Below are 22,250 nucleotides of genomic sequence, written 5' to 3'. Positions count from 1 at the left end.
TTTGGTCGGGAGATGCATTGTTAATAATAAAATGATCATTAATTGTAACAAGCACAGCACTACTTTTGGTCGGGTATCGCAGTGCGAATGACCATTAATGAAAAACGCTCGCCTAAAATTTGGCGGGCGTTTTTTTATATAATTTTTTAACTTCAAGCTCATTAATTTCCGTTTCAGTGGACGCTTTCTGCGGGCAAAGCCTCAGCCTGGAGTTTCAGGCGTTGGTGCTCCTACGGTTACTCGACGCAGAATTATTTTTGCTCCAGCGGTTACTCGTCGCAGAATTATTTTTGCTCCAGCGGTTACTCATCGCAAAATACTAGTTATACCTAATAAACTAAACTATTCATTTTAAAGGAGAGCTCATCATGAACATTCTTGTAATTGGTAGTGGCGGTCGTGAACATGCAATCGCTAAACAATTTAACAACGCACCATCTGTAGAAAAGGTTTTCGTAGCACCAGGAAATGATGGAATGAGGCAGGATGCAGAAGTCATTGCAATTGATGCATTAGATTTTGCGGCACTTGCAAAGTTCGCCAAAGAAAATGATATCGCTCTAACTTTTGTAGGACCGGAACAGCCATTGGCAGAAGGAATTGTCGATTACTTCAATGAGAGAGGCTTAGTTATTTTCGGTCCAACTAAGGCCGCAGCAAAAATTGAAGGCTCTAAGTCTTATGCAAAAGACATTATGAACAACTATCAAATTCCGACAGCTGCACACGAAACGTTTACAGAAGCAGATAAAGCAGTTGCCTACATTAAAAAGCAAGGCGCCCCAATTGTTATTAAAGCAGATGGTTTAGCAGCTGGTAAAGGTGTTATTGTAGCGATGGAAGAACAGGAAGCGATTGAAGCAGTTGAGGATATGATCGGCAACCAGCGCTTTGGTGATTCATCGTCGCGCGTAGTGATTGAAGAGTACCTGGATGGCGAAGAATTCAGCTTTATGAGCTTCGTACATAAAGGACAAATTTATCCAATGGTCATTGCACAAGATCATAAACGTGCATATGATGGCGACCGAGGTCCGAATACTGGGGGAATGGGTGCTTATTCACCGGTCCCACAAATATCTGAGGATGTAGTAAAGGTTGCTTATGATACAATCGTTCAACCGACAGTACAAGCAATGGAGACAGAAGGCGTATCGTTTACAGGTATTTTGTATGCAGGGTTAATTTTAACAGCAAATGGTCCAAAGGTTATCGAATTTAATGCACGCTTTGGTGACCCGGAAACACAAGTTGTTCTTCCACGTATGGCATCTGACTTTGGTGAATTTATGATTAGCTTAATGAGTGAAAAGCCATTTGAGTTAAAGTGGAAAGATGAAGCGATGTTAGGGGTTGTAATAGCTGCTGAAGGCTATCCGGGTGATGTAGAAAAAGGAAATGCATTACCAGAGCTGTCCGATATTGACTTGCCAGTGTTCCATGCAGGTACAAAATTTGAAGATGGTCAATTTGTTGGCAATGGTGGGCGAGTGCTTTTAGTTGCTGCTGAAGCCGCAACATTAAAAGAAGCGCAGGAAAAAGTCTATACAGAGCTCGCGAAAAAGCAATGGTCAAACTTCTTCTTCCGTCAGGATATTGGTTGGAGAACATTTAAATAATAATAGAGCTGTGCTAATGGTCAAATAGACTTTTAACACAGCTTTTTTTCGGGCTTATTTTAAAGATTAATCATTAACTGGCATCATTTCATTCATTTGTTCGGAATTGGCCATTGCAACTACTGGACAGTATTGATAATAACCTTCTGCAACCTTCATCGAACCAGCAAGAATCATCATACGTCCTACTGTACATTGAGGCTTACGTGCAATTCTGCCAATTCCGAATGCAGTCATTGCTACACCACACATCATACGTACAAAAGCATTTGTTTCAGAAATATTAGGGTTTAACATTAATAGCTCCTCCTTTTATTAGAAAATTTAAAAAATTATTCTGGAAACACTTTGCTTTATAAAAGTGCTATGATACGATTAATTCACAAAAGGAATATTGTAGCAAAAGCCTACATAAAGCAAAATATAATAGATTTAGTATGGTTTTTTTTAATAAAAAGATACTAAATTTTTGGAGGGAGTGTTTAAAATGCCAGAAATAAACTGGAAATTAAATAATATTCGAAAGCATGTAGGTATCATTGATGGGCATGACGCTCCAAACCTAGTTTTAAGGAATGCAAAATATTTGCATAGTATACTTAAAACCTGGGTATCCGGTAATATTTGGATTAGTGATGACCGTATCGTTTATGTCGGAAATCAAATGCCTGCAAACCTTAATGGAACGGAAGTTATAGATTTATCAGGAAAGATTGTTGTACCGGGTTATATTGAGCCTCATGTACATCCATTTCAATTATATAATCCTCATAGTTTTGCAGAATTTAGTGCACAATCAGGAACGACAGCATTTATATCCGATAATATGACATTTGTCTCTTTATTCGAAAATAAGAAAGCGTTTTCTTTGATGGACGAGCTTGCAAAATTACCGTTCTCTTTTTATTGGTGGAGCCGCTTTGATTCACAAACAGAGCTTGAGAATGAAGGGGAGCTTTATTCGAATGCCTCGGTAATGGAATGGCTGGAACGTCATGACGTAGTGCTTGGTGGAGAACTTACGGGATGGCCTCGGGTAATGCATGGGGATAATCAAATGCTGTACTGGATTCAAAATGCCAAGCATAAAGGGAAAAAGATTGAAGGACATTTACCGGGTGCTTCAGAAAAAACTTTAGCAAAAATGAGATTATTCGGTGTAGATGGTGATCACGAATCAATGACAATAGAAGACATTGAAGCGCGTTTACTTCATGGCTATGCCGTTACACTCCGCTATTCGTCAATTCGTCCGGATTTACCTCAACTTTTAAAAGCAGTCGTTGATAAAGGCTATGAAATATTTGATCATTTAATGATGACGACAGACGGCTCTACACCAAGCTTCCATGAAGATGGTGTAATAGATAAATGTATTCGTGCGGCACTTGAAGCAGGAGTACGTCCGGTAGACGCATATAATATGGCAAGTTATAATGTAGCTCGTTATTATAATATGACGAATTTACATGGACTCATTGCTACAGGACGCTATGCAAGTTTAAATGTACTAACAGATGAATATTCACCTACACCGGAAGCGGTACTTTCAAAAGGTGTATGGTTAAAGCGTAATCATCAGGATACGAAGGCATTTCCATCCGTGGACTTGTCCGTTTTTGAGAGTTTGGAAATAGATTTTGACTTACATGAGTCTGATTTTCAGTTTTCGATGCCTATAGGAATTGAAATGGTCAATGATGTAATTACAAAGCCATATAGTATAAAAAATCATGGACATAATAGTTCGTTAACTACAGAGCATGATGAAAGCTTTTTAATGCTCGTTGACCGTAAAGGGAAATGGCGCATTAATACAATGATTAAAGGCTTTGCAACACATGTAAAAGGTTTTGCCTCCTCGTATTCAAATACGGGAGATATTATCTTAATCGGAAAATCGATGCATGATATGCAGCACGCATTTAAAGAGTTAAAGAAAATGCATGGAGGCATAGTGCTTGTTGAAGATGGACAAGTTGTAACAAAATTACCGCTACAATTATCAGGTGCTGTATATGATGGCGCAGTAGAAGACTTGATTCCGCTTGAGCTTGCATTAAAAAGCGCATTAAAAAAACGCGGTTATAGTCATTCAGATGCAATTTATACGTTACTATTTTTACAATCAACGCATTTACCATATATTCGAATTACAACGCGTGGCATTTTTGATGTCATGAAAAATACGGTCATGTTACCAGCTGTGATGAGATAGATAAAATGAGGGGAGTTAGCAGAATGAAGCGCAGTATATTGATATTAGCGATGTTAAGTATGACCGTGATTACAGGGTGTTCCAATAAAGAACAGGCGGAGGAAGAACCGGTAGTTGAAATAGAAGAGCAGCAGGTGGATGAGAAGGAAGATATTATTGTGGCCGGTGCAGAAGTACTGCCTTTTGTAACACCATTTACGGGTGAGAGAGTAGCGGAAGAAGTTACAATGCGCCCCATTCTTGCAACGATTAATAACCATCCTCAAGCACGCCCACAATCGGGCTTAGCGCAGGCAGATGTTGTGTACGAGATGTTGGCTGAAGGGGATGTGACACGTTTTTTAGCGCTTTATCAATCTGAAATCCCGGAATCAATTGGACCGATCCGTAGCGCTCGTTCGTACTTCATTGACATTGCCAAAGGATTAGATGCCTTTTATATTGCGCATGGTTATAGTCCAGAAGCAAAATCAATGCTTGAACGTAAGGTTGTAGAAAATATTAACGGCATGCATTATGATGGGATTTATTTTAAACGTTCTTCTGCACGCAAAGCACCTCACAACTCTTATATATCCGGTGAAAACGTTCGAGCAGGAGCAGAAAAAGTAGGCGCTTCATTACTTTATCAGAAAAAAGTATCATACCCATTCTATGAAGCTGAAGATAATGTTAAAATAGGAACAACGGCTAATGAAGTATTGATGAAATATAATAATAGTGGTTCATTTAATAGTCAGTATGTATATAATGCAGACTCAAATCGGTATACGAGATATTCAGCAAATACTGAGACAATCGATTATGAAACAAATGAATCTATCGAATTAGCTAATATATTATTTTTTGAAATGCCGCACCGCATTATTGATAATGCTGGAAGACGTGATATTACAATTACTGGCGGAGGCAACGCGTACGTAGCCCAAGCGGGAGTGGTACGGGAAGTTAAGTGGAAAAACGCAGATGGTTTGTTAATCGCTATTGAGGAAGATGGCTCTGAAGTAAAGTTAGTACAAGGGAAGACATGGGTACATTTCGTACCATCATCTCCAGGTTTAGCAACATCTGTTATATATTCAGAGTAGAAAGGAAATGATGGGCTAAATGCAAATTGAAAAAATTCGCGGTCATCAAACGGAACAGCTATTTAAAGCGGTCCTGGAATTAAAAGATATCGAGGAATGCTATAAGTTTTTTGATGATTTATGCACGATCAGTGAAATCCAATCATTAGCACAGCGTTTCGAGGTTGCGCATTTATTACGTTTAAAAAAGACGTATGAAACAATTAAAAAGGAAACAGGTGCTTCGACAGCAACGATTTCCCGTGTACGCCGTTGCTTTGACTATGGAAATGACACTTATGATGAGATGTTGGGACGTCTTTATCCGGATGAAAAACCATTTACACCAAAGTGATTATGCGATTATGCTAAGATGAATGTTTAAATATGAGTAGCTTAAAGACTGAGTAGATTTTCTCACTCAGTCTTTTATTATTTTTTATACATTCGTTATACTATTAGATAGTCGTAAATAATAAGAACTGACTTAAAATATAAATTAGAAGAAATTAAAAGAATAGGTGGAAGAGAGAATGGATTACTTAAATTGGCGTCACGTGTTTAAATTAGACCCGGCGAAGGAAATTTCAGATGAGGCGTTAGAGCTAATTTGCGAATCAGGTACAGATGTAATTTTAGTAGGCGGTACAGATGGGGTAACCCTTGATGGAGTACTGGACTTATTAGTACGGGTTCGTCGTTTTTCCGTGCCGATTGCGCTTGAAATTTCAAGTGTTGATAGTATTAGTCCAGGTTATGACTATTATTTCATACCGTCTGTTTTAAATAGTCGTGATACAAAATGGGTGAAGGATTTACATCATGAAGCTATTAAAGAATACGGCGATGTTTTAATTTGGGAAGAGCTTGTTGCAGAGGGCTATTGTGTATTAAATCCGGATTGTAAAGTAGCACAAGTGACAAATGCTAAAACGGATTTAACGGTGGAAGATGTAGTGGCCTATGCAAGAATGGCCGAAAACTACTTTAAATTACCTATTTTCTATTTAGAATATAGTGGAGCATATGGCGATATTGAAATGGTAAAAGCTACAGCAGAAGTATTAGATAAAACAAAGCTATTTTATGGCGGTGGTATTACCTCTGTCGAACAGGCAAAGGAAATGGCTGCACATGCTCATACAGTTATTGTAGGCAACATTATTTATGACGACTTAAAAGCTGCATTAAAAACTGTACAAGCAGTGAAAAGCATCGTGAAGTAATATATAATAGGAACAAATGTTCTTTAGATAGGAAGGTGCAACATGGAGCACATAGCAAAAAATTTAATTGCTGGTATGAATTCGCAGCAAGCAGAAGCGGTGAAAACAACAGAAGGTCCACTCCTTATTATGGCAGGAGCAGGATCAGGAAAAACACGTGTCCTTACACATCGTATCGCGTATTTAGTCGTAGAGCGTGAAGTGTATCCGTCAAAAATTTTGGCAATTACATTTACGAATAAAGCTGCCCGTGAAATGCGTGATCGAATCGATGGTATTTTAGGGACAGGCACGACAGAAAGTATGTGGGTATCAACATTCCACTCAATGTGTGTGCGTATTTTACGTCGTAATATCGACCGTATTGGCTACTCGAAAAGCTTCTCTATTTTAGATAGCTCTGATCAGCTGACAGTAATAAAAAATATATTGAAGCAAGATAATATTGACCCAAAAAAGTACGATCCGCGTGCAATATTAAATACGATTAGCTCGGCAAAAAACGAATGTATTACAGTAGATGGTTTTGAAGCGAATATGAATCCGCATAATCCATTTGAAAAGATTGCTGCGCAAGTGTACAAAGGCTATCAAAAACGCCTAAGACAAAATCAAAGTCTCGATTTTGATGATTTAATTATGCTTACAATTCGTTTATTTAAAGAGGCGCCGGATGTGCTTGAATTCTATCAAAATAAATTCCAGTACATTCACGTGGATGAGTATCAGGATACCAACAAATCACAATATTTATTAGTTCAAATGTTGGCTAAGAAGTTCCGTAACATTTGTGTTGTAGGGGATTCGGATCAATCGATTTATCGCTGGCGCGGTGCAGATATTACAAATATTCTTTCGTTTGAAAAGGATTATAAAGAAGCTAAAGTAATAATGCTTGAGCAAAATTATCGTTCGACGAAGCATATTTTACAAGCTGCAAACAGCGTTATTGAGAAAAATAAAGATCGCTATAAAAAAGTACTGCGAACAGATAATCCTGAAGGTGAAAAAATTCAGCTGTATAAAGCAGGCAATGAGCAAGATGAGGCTCAATATGTTGTACGAACGATTCAAAAGCTCATGAAAGATGAGAATTATAAGCTGGACGATTTTGCGATTTTATACCGAACAAATGCACAATCACGAGTAATAGAGGATGTACTCGTAAAATCGAATATGAACTATCAAATTGTTGGCGGTACAAAATTCTATGATCGAAAAGAGATTAAAGATTTACTGGCCTACTTACGTTTAATTGCAAACAATGATGATGACTTGTCACTAGCAAGAATTATTAATGAACCAAAACGTGCAATTGGTGCGACTTCGTTTGATAAAATGCTTGTCTATTCGATGGAGCGCGACCGTTCGATTTTTGATGCGATGGGTGAGCTTGTATTTATGGGGCTTTCAGGGAAGGCAGCCACTTCTGCTGAAAATTTTTATAATATGATTCGTTCGTTAAGTGAACGTCAACAAGAATTATCGGTAACGGAAATTGTAGAAGAAGTGCTTGAAAAATCAGGTTACCGTCAAATGCTGAAGGCTGAAAAGTCAATTGAAGCAGAAAGCCGACTGGAAAATATTGAAGAGTTTTTAACCGTAACACAGGCATTCGAGGCACGCAGTGAAGATCAGTCATTAGTAGCATTTTTAACGGATCTTGCACTTATTGCTGATATTGATTCTTTAGATGAAGAAGAAAAGGCAAAAGGAACGATTATTTTAATGACGATGCATGCCGCAAAAGGGTTGGAATTCCCCGTTGTCTTTATTATTGGACTGGAGGAAAATATATTCCCGCACTCACGTTCACTGGAAAGTGAAGATGAAATGGCCGAGGAAAGACGCTTAATGTATGTTGGTGCGACTCGGGCGGAACAGCGCCTTTACTTATCTTGTGCAGGCTCCCGTACGATATTTGGCCGTACAGGCTACAATGCACCGTCACGTTTTTTACGCGAAATTGATGAAAATGTGTTAGAGCAGGTTTCAAAAGCAAATACTACATCATATCGAGATGATTCATTACCGTTTAAATCGAACCGTTATGACCGTATGCCGAAGCGTTCATTAGGAAGTGTGCAGGCACCTGCTTCACAAACATCACGCTTAAATTCTACAGGTGGCGATAAGTTTAATTGGCAAGTTGGAGACAAAGCATCCCACGGTAAATGGGGTGTAGGTATGGTCGTTAGCGTAAAAGGTGAGGGAGACGGCATGGAGCTGGATATTGCGTTCCCGGCACCAACCGGCATAAAGCGTTTACTTGCAAAATTTGCACCGATTACGAAAGCTTAGGAGGAACATTGATGAATGAAATAGAACAAAGAATTGCGGAATTGAATAAGCTTCTTCATGAGTATGGCTATGCGTATTATGTACTGGATAAACCGGTAGTAGAAGATAGTGTATATGATCAGCTTTTACATGAACTTATCGCCTTAGAAGAAGCAAATCCGGAATTTATTTATCCTGATTCTCCTACTCAGCGTGTCGGCGGGATGGTATTGGAAGGCTTTAAAAAGGTAACCCATGAAACAGCAATGCTTAGTTTGTCGAATGCTTTCAATGAAGAGGATCTGCGTGATTTCGACCGGAAGATTGAGCAGGCAATCGGTAAAAATTATTCTTATGTATGTGAGCTGAAAATCGATGGTTTGGCTATTTCCCTACGCTATGAAAATGGGGTGTTTGTACAAGGTGCTACACGTGGTGACGGGACAGTTGGGGAAGATATTACAACAAACCTGAAAACAATTCGTGCCATACCTTTACGATTAAAAGAACCAGTAACATTAGAAGTGCGTGGCGAAGCCTATATGCCGAAAAAATCTTTTGAGAAACTGAATGAACGTCGTGCTGAAAATGGAGAAGAGCTCTTTGCAAATCCTCGAAACGCTGCAGCAGGATCGTTGCGTCAATTAGATCCTAAGATTGCAGCAAGCAGAAATTTATCGACGTTTATATATGCAGTTGGCGGGGACGGAGAAAGCTATGGCATCGACGGGCATTGGGAAATGCTCAAGTATTTGGAGGAGCTAGGTTTTCCATCAAATAAAGAGCGTGAGTATTGCGAAACTATTGACGACGTTTTAGCGTTTATAGAAAAGTGGACAGAAGCACGCCCAAATTTATCGTATGAAATTGATGGCATCGTCATCAAAGTGAATCGCTATGCCCACCAAGATGAACTTGGCTTTACGGCAAAATCGCCACGCTGGGCAATTGCCTATAAATTCCCGGCAGAAGAAGTTGTAACAAAATTATTGGATATTGAACTAACGGTAGGTCGCACGGGTGTCATTACTCCAACAGCGATTTTAACACCGGTACTTGTTGCAGGAACTACTGTAAGCCGAGCATCATTGCACAATGAAGACCTAATCCGCGAAAAGGACATTCGAATCGATGATACGGTCATCGTAAGAAAAGCAGGAGATATCATTCCGCAAATTGTAGGGGTCGTTTTAGAGCAGCGCGCGGATGACGCTGTACCGTATAAAATGCCGACTCATTGCCCTGCGTGTGATGAAGAAGTTGTACGCATTGATACTGATGTAGCATTGCGCTGCGTGAATCCACAATGTCCGGCACAAATCGCGGAAGGTGTGAAGCATTTCGTTTCCCGTAATGCAATGAATATCGACGGGTTAGGCGAAAAAGTTGTAGAACAGCTGCTTCGTGAAGGTTATATTGAGGATGTTGCTGGTTTATATGAATTGACAGTCGAGCAACTAATTCAGCTAGAGCGCATGGGACAAAAATCTGCAACGAATTTAGTGGAGGCACTACTGCAGTCGAAGGATAATTCCCTGGAGCGATTACTGTTTGGTCTTGGTATACGTCATGTAGGCGAAAAGGCAGCCAAAATTTTAGCTGCACATTTCGAAACGATGGATGCTTTAATGCATGCCAAAGAAGAGGAATTGAAGGATATTCATGAAATTGGTGATAAAATGGCCGAATCCATCGTAGCCTATTTTGCGAATGAGTCCGTGCAACAGCTAATCGAGCGCTTAAAGGAATTTGGTCTCAATATGTCCTTTAAAGGTAAGAAGGTTGTTGTAGAAGCAGGGGCAAATCCTTTTGCAGGGAAAACAATTGTGCTGACAGGAAAACTTCAACAATTGACACGTAACGAAGCAAAGGTGAAAATAGAACAGTTAGGTGGAACGGTTGCAGGGAGTGTAAGTAAAAAAACAGACCTTGTAATCGTTGGTGAAGATGCTGGCTCAAAGCTCGAAAAAGCTCAAAGCTTAGGCATAGAAATTTGGGATGAAGTGCGCCTAATCGAACAATTAATATAGTAAAGGGGACTTGTTCTCATGAAACGATATCGCTGGATACCTGCGATAATTGCAACTGTACTGTTATCAGCGTGTGCGCCAAACCTTACACCTGATACAGAGCTGACACAAGAATCAGACTCGGATCAAGCTGTTGAAACAACGATTATCCCGAACATGCAAATTACCGATAAATTTTATCGTATATTAATTCCTTATAAGGAAAGCGCAAGTCGAGGATTGGTCGTTTCAAATATTTATACGAAATATGATATGAAAGAAGTCGAAACAGGCTTAATGCGTATCTCACAAAATCACTTTGATACGGAAAAATACTATTTTCAAGAAGGACAATACTTAGACGAAACAACGTTGAAATACTGGTTGGCACGACCAAACCAAACGGAGGATAAAGGGCCTGAATACCAAGGGTTAAATCCTTCAAGTATTGATGAAGAAACTGGTGAGGAGATGGATCCTACTGTTAAAGCGACAGAAGCACCGGTGTATTTAGCACATATTATCGAACAGAATTATTTAACAAAAACAGATGACAATAAAGTGAAATTGGGCGGTGTATCGATTGGTTTAGCGCTCAATTCAATTTACTATTATCAAAAGGAACAGTACGGTGAGTTTTTCGAGCAGAAGATTCCGGATGATGAGTTGGAAGCAGCAGGTAAAAAGATTGCTCAGGAAGTAGTCAATCGTTTGCGTGCACGTACAGAACTAGCCGATGTACCGATTGTGATTGCCTTATTTAAACAGGCAGAGCGAAATGCGATTGTACCAGGCACATACACAGACTATAATTTTGTCGACAAAGGTACGACTGCTCTGGGGGATTGGGAAGGAATCGATGAAAGATATGTAACGTTCCCGATGAGTTCACCAGAGGATATTTACCGTGACCTTAACAAAAAATTCCAAGACTTTAAACAGGATGTCGATAAATACTTCTCTAATTTCACGAGTGTATTTGCAACCGGCTTTTATCAGAACAAAAAAATCCAGAAGCTTGATATCGAAATTCCGATTCAGTTTTACGGCACAGCTGAAATCACTGGTTTTACCCAATATTTATCTGGCTTAATGCTCACTCACTTACCACTTGATCTGTATATTTCTGTAAGTATAACTTCAGTTAATGGTCCAGAAGTGTTAATTATTAAAGAACCGAATAATGATGAGCCATTTGTTCATATTTATGAGTAAAATTTAACGAAGAATACCATACTTTTAAAAGTGTGGTATTTTCATTTTTGTATAAAAAATCCACTTTATCACTTTAATGCGTTAATTTGGCGGAAAATCGTCCAAAGGAATGGATTGTTTGCTCGATTTTTTCGCAAAGCTGTGATTTTTATTAGGAAAAATGGTATCATTATGGGCATGGTTTATGTAGAATCAGCGGGTGTCCGAAACAATCACTGACTCCACATATAGCCCCGGCAGATAATCAAGATTTTTAGTTTTTCGAACGTATTCAAAAACTCTGACACATATGCCGAGGCATATTTGATTCGATACTTTGGAGGTGTAATAAATGGCAAAAATATCAAAAGAAGAAGTAAAACACGTAGCGCACTTAGCTCGCCTTGCAATCACAGAAGAGGAAGCAGAGAAATTTGCTGAACAACTTGGAAAGATTACTGATTTTGCAGAGCAGTTAAATGAATTAGATACAACAAATGTAGAGCCGACTTCACATGTTTTACCTTTAGTGAACGTACTTCGTGAGGACGTAGCAAAAGAAGGCTTACCTCTTGAAAAAGTAATGCTAAACGTAAAAGAACAAGAAGCAGGTCAAATTAAAGTACCATCAATTATGGAGTAATAGGAGGAACCACTCGCATGACAGTATTTGAGCGCACATCAGCACAATTACAAGAAAGCTTAAAGTCGGGTGAACTTACAATTGCGGAATTAACAAAAGAAGCATTTGACCGCATTGAAAAGTTAGACGGCGATGTACAAGCATTCTTAGCATTAAATAAAGAACAAGCAACTGCTAAAGCGGCAGAATTAGATAAAGTTCCTTTTGAGGAGCGCGGTCCATTATTCGGTATGCCTATCGGAGTTAAGGATAATATTGTGACAGAAGGTTTAGAAACGACTTGTGCTTCTAAAATCCTGGAAGGCTTTATGCCAATTTACGATGCAACAATCGTGAAAAAATTACGCGATGCCGGTATGGTAACAGTCGGTAAATTAAACATGGACGAATTCGCAATGGGTTCTTCAAACGAAAACTCGGCGTATAAAACAACGAAAAACCCATGGAATCTTTCGCACGTACCAGGCGGTTCTTCAGGTGCATCTGCAGCAGCAGTAGCAGCAGGTGAAGTACCATTCTCACTTGGTTCTGATACAGGTGGATCAATCCGTCAACCAGCAGCCTACTGTGGTGTTGTAGGAATGAAACCTACATATGGTCGTGTATCACGCTTTGGTTTAGTGGCATTCGCATCTTCATTAGATCAAATCGGACCAATTACACGTAATGTAACAGACAACGCATTATTACTTGAAGCAATCTCAGGTGTAGATGAAATGGATTCTACTTCTGCTGATGTGCCAGTACCGAATTATGCAGCAAGTTTAGATGGTAACATTAAAGGTTTAAAAATCGCTGTACCAAAAGAATTCCTTGGAGAAGGCGTTGGCGAAGCAGCAAAACAATCAGTTCTTGATGCACTGGAAGTATTAAAAGGCCTAGGCGCAACAGTAGAAGAGGTATCTTTACCGCACTCTAAATACGCATTAGCAGCTTACTACATTCTTTCATCATCTGAAGCTTCTTCTAACCTTTCACGTTTTGACGGTATTCGTTACGGTTACCGTTCAGAAAACGCTAAAAACTTATTAGAGCTTTACAAACAATCTCGTGCTGAAGGTTTTGGCGACGAAGTAAAACGTCGTATCATGCTTGGTACGTATTCATTATCAGCAGGTACGTATGATGCATACTACAAAAAAGCACAACAAGCACGTACATTAATTAAAGCAGATTACGACAAAGTATTCGAAAACTATGACGTAATTATTGGACCTACAGCGCCAACACCTGCATTCGCAATCGGTGCTAACATTGACGATCCAATGACAATGTACGCAAACGATATTTTAACAATTCCAATTAACTTAGCAGGTGTACCAGCAATTTCAATCCCATGTGGTTTTGAAAATGACTTACCACTAGGTTTACAAATTATCGGTAAACACTTCGATGAAGAAACACTTTACCGCGTAGCATATGCTTACGAGCAAAACACAGACTTTAATACAAAAACTCCAGCACTATGGGAGGTAAAATAAGATGAACTTTGAAACAGTCATTGGTTTAGAAATTCACGTTGAATTAAAAACGAATTCTAAAATATTCTCGGCTTCCCCAAACCATTTCGGTGCAGAGCCAAACACAAATACGTCGGTAATTGATCTTGGGTACCCAGGTGTTTTGCCAGTATTAAATAAACAAGTAGTGGACTATGCGATTCGTGCTTCTTTAGCATTAAACATGGAAATCGAACAAGAAACTAAATTCGACCGCAAAAACTACTTCTATCCGGACAATCCGAAAGCTTACCAAATTTCACAATTTGATAAGCCAATCGGTAAAAACGGATGGGTTGAAATCGAAATTCCTGCTAAAGGCGATACGCCGGGCTACAAAAAGAAAATCGGTATTACACGTCTTCACATGGAAGAAGATGCAGGTAAATTAACACACGCTGATGGTTATTCTTTAGTAGACTTAAATCGTCAAGGTACTCCTCTTGTTGAGATTGTTTCTGAGCCAGATATCCGCACTCCGGATGAAGCATATGCATACCTTGAAAAAGTGAAGTCAATTATTCAATATTCCGGTGTATCAGATGTACGTATGGAAGAAGGTTCATTACGTTGTGATGCGAACATTTCGATCCGTCCATATGGTCAAGAAGAGTTCGGTACAAAAACTGAGCTTAAAAACTTAAACTCATTTAACTTTGTACGCCGTGGTTTAGAGCATGAGGAAGTTCGTCAGGCAGAAGTACTAATGGCTGGTGGCATTATTGAGCAAGAGACGCGTCGCTTCGATGAAAAGACAGGTAAAACGATTTTAATGCGTGTAAAAGAAGGTACGGATGATTACCGTTACTTCCCGGAACCAGACTTAGTACGTCTTTCTATTTCTGATGAGTGGGTAGAGCGTATCCGTCAGTCAATTCCTGAATTACCGGATGCTCGTAAATCACGTTACGTTTCTGAATTAGGCTTAACAGATTATGATGCAAACGTACTTGTTGTTAATAAAGAGATTTCTGATTTCTTTGATGCAACTGTAACAGCAGGAGCAGATGCAAAATTAGCAGCCAACTGGTTAATGGGTGACGTTTCTGCATACTTAAACTCAGAGCAAAAAGAGCTGAAAGATACTGCTTTAACACCAGAAAACTTAGCTGGTATGGTGAAATTAATTACGGACGGCACAATTTCTTCTAAAATCGCGAAAAAAGTATTCACTGAATTAGTTACTAACGGTGGCGATGCAGCGAAAATCGTGAAGGAAAAAGGCTTAGTTCAAATTTCTGATCCAGAAGTAATTCGAGGCTTCGTAACAACTGTTCTTGATAATGATGCAAAATCGGTAGCTGATTTCTTAGGCGGCAACGAACGTGCGATTAAAGCACTTTTAGGCCAAATTATGAAAGCTTCTAAAGGTCAGGCAAATCCTCAATTAACAAATCAAATTTTAATGGAAGAAATAAATAAACGATAATTTCTTCGTGTGAACGACAGTCTATTATAAATAGACTGTCGTTTTTTTATAGGAATTCACTTGATAAATTATAATCATAAGCTAATAATTGGAAATATAAAAAGTGAGGAAGAGGGAGGGATTTATCATGGAAAAGATCTGGTGTGTTGGACCAATTCAAATTGTACGAGAACATCAAATAGAACTGGAACATTATGCGGTTGTTGAAGGAAGAAAAATTGTCCGGTTTTGTAAAAAAAACGACTTACCTGAACAGATTGAACTTGTGGAAACAAAGGCTACTTATAAATTAATGCCAGGGATGATTGACCAGCATATCCACGGAATGTCCGGTGCAGATGTAATGGACGGAACGAAAAGTAGTCTTAATACGATTAGTAAAGCACTTGCCAAGCATGGTGTGACTAGTTTTTTGGCAACTACAATGACAGCCGCAGTAAATCAAATTGAACATGCTTTACGAACGATTGCCGATACGGGAAGTTCAGTAGAGGGTGCCAAAATCGCAGGAATTCATCTAGAAGGTCCATTTATTAATCCGATTCAAAAGGGAGCACAGTCTGATCAATATATTATAAAGCCCTCTGCTGAAATTTTTGAAAAACTAAATACAACTTCACAAAAACAAATAAAGCTCATAACCTTTGCAGCGGAACTGGATGAAGGGGAAAAGCTAGCATCATACTTGAAAAATAATGACATTGTAGCATCCATCGGACACTCTAATGCGAAGTATGCTGAAACAAAGGTCTTATTGGAGCAACAGCTAATTCAAAATGCTACTCATTTTTGCAATGGAATGAGGCCAATCCATCACCGTGAGCCAGGTCTGCAAGTCGCTTTATTGCAAAGTGACAGTAAGCTAGAGATTATTGCGGACGGAATACATATTGATCCAGATATGATCCGCTTTATTTTTGATACGATTGGTGAAGACCGGATGATATTAATATCAGATAGTATGAGGGCGACTGAATTAGCAGATGGCATTTATGATCTAGGTGGACAGCAAGTTCGTGTAGAGAATGGATTGTGTAAACTCGTCGAAAGTGATGCGCTTGCAGGAAGTACACTTAATTTAAATAAGGCAAGAAAAAACATGAAAGAATGGTTGCAACTATCAGACTTGACGCTGGCTAAACTGACGGCAACAAATAGTGCAAAACTGTTAGGGTTATATGAACATAAAGGTTCAATCGAAATTGGAAAAGATGCTGATTTTTATATAATAAATGAACAAGAGGATGTTGTAATGACGGTTTCAGAAGGAAAAGTAATTTTTGAGAATCTAAAGGGGGAGTCCGAGTGAATTTTATTAAAGGGGATGCTATACGTAATGACTTACAGCTAAAAAGGAGCTTTTTTAATTTGGCTGATGAAACGTTTGGTCTTAAATTTGAACAATGGGATGAGCTTGGTTATTGGAACGATACATATTGTCCCTATGCCTTTGAAGTGGATGGTGAAATAGCTTCAAATGTATCAACAAGTATGGGATTGATGGTTTTAGATGGCAAACAGTATAAAGCTGTTCAAATAGGGACTGTCATGACAAATCCAAAATTCCAAGGGAAGGGATTATCACGGCGGCTAATGGAAAAGGTAATGGAGGATCATGCAAATGCCAATATACTTTACTTATTTGCAAATAAGTCAGTATTAGGTTTTTATCCGAAGTTTGGATTTGAAATGCGTACCCAATCTACTTTTACATTGGATAAAAAAGATCTTGTATCCAATGAAACGGAAATAAAAAAAATTAACATGGATGATAATATCGAAAGAAAGTTATTTTACAATACGACGATGAACCGTGTACCAATTAGCCAAAAAATGAGTATGGTTCAAAATGAAAGTATTGTTATGTTCCATGCGTTGACACAATATCGGGAATATATCTACTATGTTCCAAAGTTCCAGGTATATGTCATTTTAAAAGAATCAGCTCAGCATGTTGAGGTAATTGATGTAATTTCTAAAGAACCTTTTGATTTGTTGGAATTGTTGGAAAGCCTACCGATTAAAACCTCTAAAATTAAACTGTGCTTTACGCCGGATGATTTAAAAATTCCTGTTGTACAGGAATTGTTCATAGATGAGGGAGCCATGTTTGTAAAAAATCAAATTGATGTCGACTATCCGAATAATTTACTGTATCCATATAGTGGTTTAGCATAATAAATGGAGGTTCGGAAATGTTATCCGGACCTCCATTTTGCGGTCTATTTAAGAAGTTTAGTCGGGCAAATCGCCAAAATTAGTATGTACGTCTAATAATTTTGCGGTGACGTGTAGAAGGCGCTTTTTTGCTTCATGGGCGATTGGTATATCCTCTAAATCAAATCCATGAATGCAGCCTCTATAAATATCCAGTTGAACTTCTATATGCGCTTCACGTAATTTATCAACAAACTCACAAACTTCCTCATAAAAAAGATCATGGGTACCTATAAAAGTATAGATTGGTGGAAGTCTTTCTACATTGGCATAAAAAGGTGAGGCATATGAGGGAACGGTTTTCATATTGCCTAAATATGCATTCCAACTGTATCTGTTTTTATCATCATTCCAAATAGCAGGTGAAGTAAACTGCTTATGAAACGATCGTTCTTTCGCATCAAGCATCGGATATAATGGCAAAATCGCTGCTATTTGCGGTCCTTTTTCATCTCGTGCCTTTAATGCTACAGCCAATGCTAAGTTACCCCCTGCACTGCCTCCGCTTACTATTATTTTGCCAGGATCTATATTTAGAGCGTTCGCATGTTTACTAATCCATGTTAAAGTTTCATAACCATCCTCCAGAGCAGCAGGATAAGGATGTTCTGGAGCAAGGCGATATTGTGGGATGAATACAACTGCTTGGAAACTATGGACAAATTCGATGACGTAAGGAATACTATCATCCGGATTGCCAAATACCATTCCACCACCATGAAACCAAACGAAACATGGCATATTTTGTAACGCTTGCTTCGGTTTTAAACAAATAACGCGTACATTATTAATCATCATTTCTTCCACTATGCAATTTTCTGTCCGGAAATATTGCTTGGAAAAATGGGTGAATGCTCGATTTGTTATGAGTTGATGAAATGTACGTGCATTTTTTAACTTACTATTAAAAATTTTAACCAGCTCAGGGTGCAGCCCATTCATACTGAGACAGCCTCCGATAACTTCCTTTGTTCGATTTTTTTAAAGGAACGAAGCGAAAACTTCATGATTAATAGACTAAGAACACTTCCGATAAATAGTGGTATTGCACCCGGCATAATATTAAAAACAAAATATATAAAAATAATACTTAACGCATTCAATACAACAGTAAAAGGCGAAGTAATAGTGAATAAAAACGCCTGTTTAATCATTGCAAAAAATGCTAAATCAAAATGTACATACACTGGAAAGAAGAAAAACAAAGTGCCAAAAATAATGAACGCAATAATAAAAGTTGGTATAAGTAGAATTGATAAAGATTCAAAAGTATAAATTGCATAAAAATCGATAGCTAAAATGAATAGAATGATATAACTAATGACTGCATAGCCATTTCCTTTAAGCCACTCATTTTTATAGACTTCCCAAAAAGTCTGCGTAATCGGCTTCTCAATATCCAGCAACAGTTGTCGTGTAATCGTAAATAAAGCAATCGTTGCCGGAAACAGTCCGAAAACAAAAAGTCCAATCGCAGAAAAAAATAACCATAAAAAGTTCAAGTATATTATTTTTAATAGTTTTACACCAAAACTATAAAAGCCGTCCCAAAATGACATGAAAATACCCCCTTAGCCTTATTATAAGATAAAAAGTCAGAAAAATCGTTCAATTTAAATTAAGGACTTTTAATGGACTTGAGTTAATTCGATTTTTTTTGTAGTCTGAGAAAAATAGCGAATTTGCTATTTTATACAAATGAGAAAGAAAAAGGGGGATGGGGTATGAGTATTTCAATTTTTAAAAAGTTCGGGCTATTATTTCTAGTATTGGTACTTTCTGCTGTAATGGTTGCTTGTGGTGATGATGAAACTAATTCAACTGATACTAACACGACTACCGATAATGGAAGCGCTAACAGTGAGACAGAGGAATCTACAGGATTATCTGGAGAAATCACAGTGTGGGCACATCCATATACAGACGGTACGACAGGTGAAGGTGACATGTGGAAGACTTTCGCAGCTGACTTTGAGAGTGAAACAGGGGTAAAAGTAAACTTCGAACAAATTCCATGGGCTAACCGTGACCAAAAAATCCTGACAGCTTTAGCAGCAGGTCAAGGTCCGGATGTATTCTATGTAATCCCTGACCAAATGCCTCAATATGCAGAGCAACAGTTAATTTTAGATATTTCACAATATGTGACAGATGAAGAATTAAGCGGATTTGTACCAACAGCGATCGAAGCAACAAGCTGGAAGGGTAAACAGTATGGTATGCCAATTCTTCAAACGGCTGAGTCTTTAGTTTATAATAAAGAAATTTTAGCTGAGTTGGGCGTTGATGAAAACAGCCTTCCAACAACTTGGGATGAATTTAAAGCTTTAGCAGAAAAAGCAAAAGCAGCGGGCTACTATGCATTCTCATATGCAGGTGGCGGTTCGTTAAATAACACACTTTATCCATTCTTATGGCAAGCTGGCGGTAACGTAATTGATGAGAGTAATAATATTTTAATTAACAAGCCGGAAGCAGTTAAGTCATTTGAATTAATTAATGAAATGTATACAAAAGGTTGGATCCCTCAAGATTCAATTACAGCACTTGATCATGACTCATTATACTTTGGCGGTAAGTTACTTGCAGTAAACGGTTCAGGTATTTCTGTTAACCGTCTATTAGCTGAGAAACCATTTGAATTTGTTATTGCACCGCCATTAAAAGATGCTGAGCAGTTAACTTACGGTACTGTTGGAATGTTCGTAGGTTCTGCAATTTCCAAAAATCCGGAAGCGGCAGCAGAGTTCATGAAATATGTAACAAACACTGAAAATCAACGTACGTTTAACAATATTACACAATATATCCCTACACGCGACGATGCAAAGGATATTTTTGATTCACAACCATACATGGCTCAATTAGCAGGCTACACTCAATATGCTAAGCCGGGTATTATCCATCCGGAAGGCCGTAACATTATGCCTTTAGTTCAAGCTGAAATTCAAGCAATGCTAGAAGGAAAACAATCTCCTCAAGAAGCTGCGGATAAGTCAGCTGAAGCGATTGATAAATTGATCAACAAATAGTTTAAAGGAGAGTTTGGTCTTAATGATCAAACTCTCTCATTACTTCAAGTACAGAAAGGGTGAGGCATGTGACCTCTACAACTTCTAAACAATCACTTAGTGCACGAATAAAGAGAGAATTAAATAAAAATTTATTAGTCTATATCGTGCTCATTCCAGTTCTCATTCACTTTATCATATTTCAAGTTTATCCATTTGCTCTTAGCTTCTATTTAACTTTTCATGATTGGAAAATAATTGGCGACCCTGAATTTGTGGGATTAAAGCATTGGAAAAATCTATTTGATGATGAAATCGCATGGAAAGCAATATGGAATACTGTTAAGTTTTCCGTCTACTATATACTGCCGACAATGGCGCTTGGCCTAGTTTTGGCACTGATTATTAATTCGGGTATTAAGTTTTCAGGCTTCTTTAAAGGGCTATTTTTCTTGCCGGTTGTTACATCATTCGTAATTATTGCAGGAATTTGGGGATGGTTATTCCGTGGGACAGAAGATGGCTTTATTAACTATTTAATCGGTTTTGTCGGCATTGACCCACAGCTGTTTTTATCTAGTTCATCACAGGCACTTCTTGTTTTGGCAGGATTAAGTATTTTTAAAGTAGCTGGTACTACGATGATTTATTACTATGCGGGCTTACAATCCATCGACCGTCAATTATATGAAGCAGCACGAATTGATGGTGCAAATTCATGGAAAATGTTCTGGAAAGTGACCTTTCCAATGTTAAAGCCGATACACTTTTACGTTGCGATTACAACAACGATTGGTTCGTTTCAAATTTTTGATTCAGCCTTCCTATTAACAAATGGTGGACCAAACTATTCAACGACTACAATTGTGTATTACCTATATCATCAAGGGTTTACAAGCCTAAATTTGAGCTATGCAGCAGTTTTATCGTATGTGTTGTTCTTTATTATTTTAATTATCTCGTTAATTCAACGTAAATACATTGGGAAAGACCCAAATTATTATTAAGCTGGTGCGGGGAGGAGCAAATAAATGAAAAAAGTAATCTCTTATACAGCATTGGCAATATTAGCAATCGTTTTTATTATGCCATTTATTATCATGGTGTTCGGATCGTTAAAAGAAGTAAAGCAAGCACAAATTGATCCACTGTTTTGGCTACCGACCAATCCATCAATTCAAAACTATATTACGATTTTTTCAAACGGCATTTTTTTACGATGGATTTGGAACTCTATCGTTATTACCGTAATTCCGGTTATGACTCAAATGCTTTTTGCAGCACTATTAGGTTATATATTTGCCAAAAAGCAATTTTGGGGAAAAGAAGCGATTTTTTGGACTTTTATGGCGGTTATCATGATTCCTCAACAGCTATTTATAATTCCCAAATATATTATGTTCGCTGATTTCGGTTGGATAAATACATATTGGGCATTAATTGTACCTGAATTATGGGCAATCATGGGGGTATTTTTAGTAAGGCAATTTCTACAAGGTATACCGAAGGATTTGGAGGAGGCAGCCTATATTGATGGGGCAAATGACTGGCAAATTTTCTTCAAAATTATTTTACCACTCTCATTTCCGGTTGTTGCGACAGTCGGTACCTTTGCCTTTATTTCAAACTGGAATGACTTATTCCAGCCATTGATTTATTTGACTAATGAGAAGATGTTCCCTGTTACAGTTGGTCTTGCCTCAATGCTCGGAAAAGAAGGCAACTTCGGTGTCGAAATGGCAGGGGCAACAATTTCATTTATACCGACGTTTTTAATATTTATCTTTTTCCAGCGTTATTTTACGGAAGGAATTACGATGTCAGGTATTAAGTAGGGG

General features: G+C 38.2%; 19 protein-coding genes. 16 read left to right on the top strand and 3 right to left on the bottom strand.

The window, feature by feature from the left end; genetic code table 11:
• The first annotated feature begins 368 nt into the window (after positions 1-368).
• Positions 369-1,619 carry a phosphoribosylamine--glycine ligase gene (gene purD / locus MHH95_RS02420; protein WP_340726325.1) on the top strand — a complete coding sequence of 417 codons (1,251 nt, stop codon included), beginning with the start codon at positions 369-371 and terminating at the stop codon, positions 1,617-1,619.
• 66 nt (positions 1,620-1,685) lie between these two features.
• On the opposite strand, the gene MHH95_RS02415 is transcribed toward purD, so the two are convergent.
• Complete coding sequence (locus MHH95_RS02415; RefSeq protein WP_340726324.1) at positions 1,686-1,916, bottom strand: YgaP-like transmembrane domain; 231 nt, start codon at positions 1,914-1,916, stop codon at positions 1,686-1,688.
• 190 nt (positions 1,917-2,106) lie between these two features.
• Here MHH95_RS02415 and MHH95_RS02410 point away from each other — a divergent pair, with 190 nt between their 5' ends.
• The 12 genes from MHH95_RS02410 (at position 2,107) to MHH95_RS02355 (ending at position 17,362) form a co-directional block, all read left to right on the top strand.
• A complete protein-coding gene (locus MHH95_RS02410; RefSeq protein ID WP_340726323.1) occupies positions 2,107-3,837 on the top strand; it encodes an adenine deaminase C-terminal domain-containing protein in 1,731 nt (576 codons plus the stop codon).
• A 23-nt stretch (positions 3,838-3,860) separates the two neighbouring features.
• Complete coding sequence (locus MHH95_RS02405; RefSeq protein WP_340726322.1) at positions 3,861-4,925, top strand: DUF3048 domain-containing protein; 1,065 nt, start codon at positions 3,861-3,863, stop codon at positions 4,923-4,925.
• Positions 4,926-4,944: 19 nt separating this feature from the next.
• Positions 4,945-5,259 (top strand): YerC/YecD family TrpR-related protein, encoded by a 315-nt coding sequence (locus tag MHH95_RS02400; RefSeq protein ID WP_191700886.1) that lies wholly within the window; start codon positions 4,945-4,947, stop codon positions 5,257-5,259.
• 178 nt (positions 5,260-5,437) lie between these two features.
• Complete coding sequence (locus MHH95_RS02395) at positions 5,438-6,130, top strand: heptaprenylglyceryl phosphate synthase (protein ID WP_340726321.1); 693 nt, start codon at positions 5,438-5,440, stop codon at positions 6,128-6,130.
• A gap of 42 nt (positions 6,131-6,172) precedes the next feature.
• Positions 6,173-8,431, top strand: coding sequence for a DNA helicase PcrA (pcrA, locus tag MHH95_RS02390; RefSeq protein ID WP_340726320.1), 2,259 nt, complete (start codon positions 6,173-6,175; stop codon positions 8,429-8,431).
• Positions 8,432-8,442: 11 nt separating this feature from the next.
• Positions 8,443-10,440, top strand: coding sequence for an NAD-dependent DNA ligase LigA (gene ligA / locus MHH95_RS02385; RefSeq protein WP_340726319.1), 1,998 nt, complete (start codon positions 8,443-8,445; stop codon positions 10,438-10,440).
• Positions 10,441-10,458: 18 nt separating this feature from the next.
• The gene (locus tag MHH95_RS02380) at positions 10,459-11,634 is read left to right on the top strand and encodes a CamS family sex pheromone protein (protein ID WP_340726318.1); all 1,176 of its coding nucleotides are present in this window, start codon (positions 10,459-10,461) and stop codon (positions 11,632-11,634) included.
• Positions 11,635-11,965: 331 nt separating this feature from the next.
• Positions 11,966-12,256 (top strand): Asp-tRNA(Asn)/Glu-tRNA(Gln) amidotransferase subunit GatC, encoded by a 291-nt coding sequence (gene gatC, locus MHH95_RS02375; RefSeq protein ID WP_008408705.1) that lies wholly within the window; start codon positions 11,966-11,968, stop codon positions 12,254-12,256.
• Positions 12,257-12,273: 17 nt separating this feature from the next.
• The gene (gene gatA / locus MHH95_RS02370; protein ID WP_340726317.1) at positions 12,274-13,737 is read left to right on the top strand and encodes an Asp-tRNA(Asn)/Glu-tRNA(Gln) amidotransferase subunit GatA; all 1,464 of its coding nucleotides are present in this window, start codon (positions 12,274-12,276) and stop codon (positions 13,735-13,737) included.
• Position 13,738: 1 nt separating this feature from the next.
• Positions 13,739-15,184, top strand: a complete 1,446-nt coding sequence (gene gatB / locus MHH95_RS02365; RefSeq protein ID WP_340726316.1) for an Asp-tRNA(Asn)/Glu-tRNA(Gln) amidotransferase subunit GatB — start codon at positions 13,739-13,741, stop codon at positions 15,182-15,184.
• Positions 15,185-15,311: 127 nt separating this feature from the next.
• Complete coding sequence (gene nagA, locus MHH95_RS02360) at positions 15,312-16,493, top strand: N-acetylglucosamine-6-phosphate deacetylase (RefSeq protein ID WP_340726315.1); 1,182 nt, start codon at positions 15,312-15,314, stop codon at positions 16,491-16,493.
• Complete coding sequence (locus MHH95_RS02355) at positions 16,490-17,362, top strand: GNAT family N-acetyltransferase (protein WP_340726314.1); 873 nt, start codon at positions 16,490-16,492, stop codon at positions 17,360-17,362. The genes nagA and MHH95_RS02355 overlap by 4 nt, the downstream gene beginning before the upstream one ends.
• 57 nt (positions 17,363-17,419) lie before the next feature.
• Here MHH95_RS02355 and MHH95_RS02350 read toward each other — a convergent pair whose 3' ends face one another.
• Together MHH95_RS02350 and MHH95_RS02345 are read right to left on the bottom strand one after the other, a co-directional pair.
• Positions 17,420-18,343, bottom strand: coding sequence for an alpha/beta hydrolase (locus MHH95_RS02350; RefSeq protein WP_340726313.1), 924 nt, complete (start codon positions 18,341-18,343; stop codon positions 17,420-17,422).
• Positions 18,340-18,960, bottom strand: coding sequence for a YesL family protein (locus MHH95_RS02345; protein ID WP_340726312.1), 621 nt, complete (start codon positions 18,958-18,960; stop codon positions 18,340-18,342). The genes MHH95_RS02350 and MHH95_RS02345 overlap by 4 nt, the downstream gene beginning before the upstream one ends.
• 165 nt (positions 18,961-19,125) lie before the next feature.
• Between MHH95_RS02345 and MHH95_RS02340 the strand changes: the two genes are divergently transcribed.
• The 3 genes from MHH95_RS02340 to MHH95_RS02330 all read left to right on the top strand — a co-directional run bounded on the left by MHH95_RS02340 (position 19,126) and on the right by MHH95_RS02330 (position 22,247).
• Positions 19,126-20,433, top strand: a complete 1,308-nt coding sequence (locus MHH95_RS02340; protein ID WP_340726311.1) for a sugar ABC transporter substrate-binding protein — start codon at positions 19,126-19,128, stop codon at positions 20,431-20,433.
• Between the two features lie 68 nt (positions 20,434-20,501).
• The gene (locus MHH95_RS02335; RefSeq protein ID WP_340726310.1) at positions 20,502-21,419 is read left to right on the top strand and encodes a carbohydrate ABC transporter permease; all 918 of its coding nucleotides are present in this window, start codon (positions 20,502-20,504) and stop codon (positions 21,417-21,419) included.
• Positions 21,420-21,443: 24 nt separating this feature from the next.
• Positions 21,444-22,247 carry a carbohydrate ABC transporter permease gene (locus tag MHH95_RS02330; RefSeq protein WP_340726309.1) on the top strand — a complete coding sequence of 268 codons (804 nt, stop codon included), beginning with the start codon at positions 21,444-21,446 and terminating at the stop codon, positions 22,245-22,247.
• Positions 22,248-22,250 lie beyond the last annotated feature (3 nt).

This window comes from Solibacillus sp. FSL K6-4121 (assembly GCF_038002585.1).
GTDB lineage: Bacteria > Bacillota > Bacilli > Bacillales_A > Planococcaceae > Solibacillus > Solibacillus faecavium.
This window is presented reverse-complemented; position numbering and strand designations above follow the sequence as displayed.

Excerpts from the sequence above, each read along its gene's own strand:
- MHH95_RS02395 (WP_340726321.1), top strand. The coding sequence starts at position 5,438 with ATGGATTACTTAAATTGGCGTCACGTGTTTAAATTAGACCCGGCGAAG.
- purD (WP_340726325.1), top strand. The coding sequence starts at position 369 with ATGAACATTCTTGTAATTGGTAGTGGCGGTCGTGAACATGCAATCGCT.
- gatC (WP_008408705.1), top strand. The coding sequence starts at position 11,966 with ATGGCAAAAATATCAAAAGAAGAAGTAAAACACGTAGCGCACTTAGCT.
- MHH95_RS02405 (WP_340726322.1), top strand. The coding sequence starts at position 3,861 with ATGAAGCGCAGTATATTGATATTAGCGATGTTAAGTATGACCGTGATT.
- MHH95_RS02400 (WP_191700886.1), top strand. The coding sequence starts at position 4,945 with ATGCAAATTGAAAAAATTCGCGGTCATCAAACGGAACAGCTATTTAAA.
- nagA (WP_340726315.1), top strand. The coding sequence starts at position 15,312 with ATGGAAAAGATCTGGTGTGTTGGACCAATTCAAATTGTACGAGAACAT.
- MHH95_RS02345 (WP_340726312.1), bottom strand. The coding sequence starts at position 18,960 with ATGTCATTTTGGGACGGCTTTTATAGTTTTGGTGTAAAACTATTAAAA.
- MHH95_RS02380 (WP_340726318.1), top strand. The coding sequence starts at position 10,459 with ATGAAACGATATCGCTGGATACCTGCGATAATTGCAACTGTACTGTTA.
- pcrA (WP_340726320.1), top strand. The coding sequence starts at position 6,173 with ATGGAGCACATAGCAAAAAATTTAATTGCTGGTATGAATTCGCAGCAA.
- MHH95_RS02410 (WP_340726323.1), top strand. The coding sequence starts at position 2,107 with ATGCCAGAAATAAACTGGAAATTAAATAATATTCGAAAGCATGTAGGT.
- MHH95_RS02340 (WP_340726311.1), top strand. The coding sequence starts at position 19,126 with ATGAGTATTTCAATTTTTAAAAAGTTCGGGCTATTATTTCTAGTATTG.
- gatB (WP_340726316.1), top strand. The coding sequence starts at position 13,739 with ATGAACTTTGAAACAGTCATTGGTTTAGAAATTCACGTTGAATTAAAA.
- MHH95_RS02350 (WP_340726313.1), bottom strand. The coding sequence starts at position 18,343 with ATGAATGGGCTGCACCCTGAGCTGGTTAAAATTTTTAATAGTAAGTTA.
- ligA (WP_340726319.1), top strand. The coding sequence starts at position 8,443 with ATGAATGAAATAGAACAAAGAATTGCGGAATTGAATAAGCTTCTTCAT.
- MHH95_RS02330 (WP_340726309.1), top strand. The coding sequence starts at position 21,444 with ATGAAAAAAGTAATCTCTTATACAGCATTGGCAATATTAGCAATCGTT.
- MHH95_RS02415 (WP_340726324.1), bottom strand. The coding sequence starts at position 1,916 with ATGTTAAACCCTAATATTTCTGAAACAAATGCTTTTGTACGTATGATG.
- gatA (WP_340726317.1), top strand. The coding sequence starts at position 12,274 with ATGACAGTATTTGAGCGCACATCAGCACAATTACAAGAAAGCTTAAAG.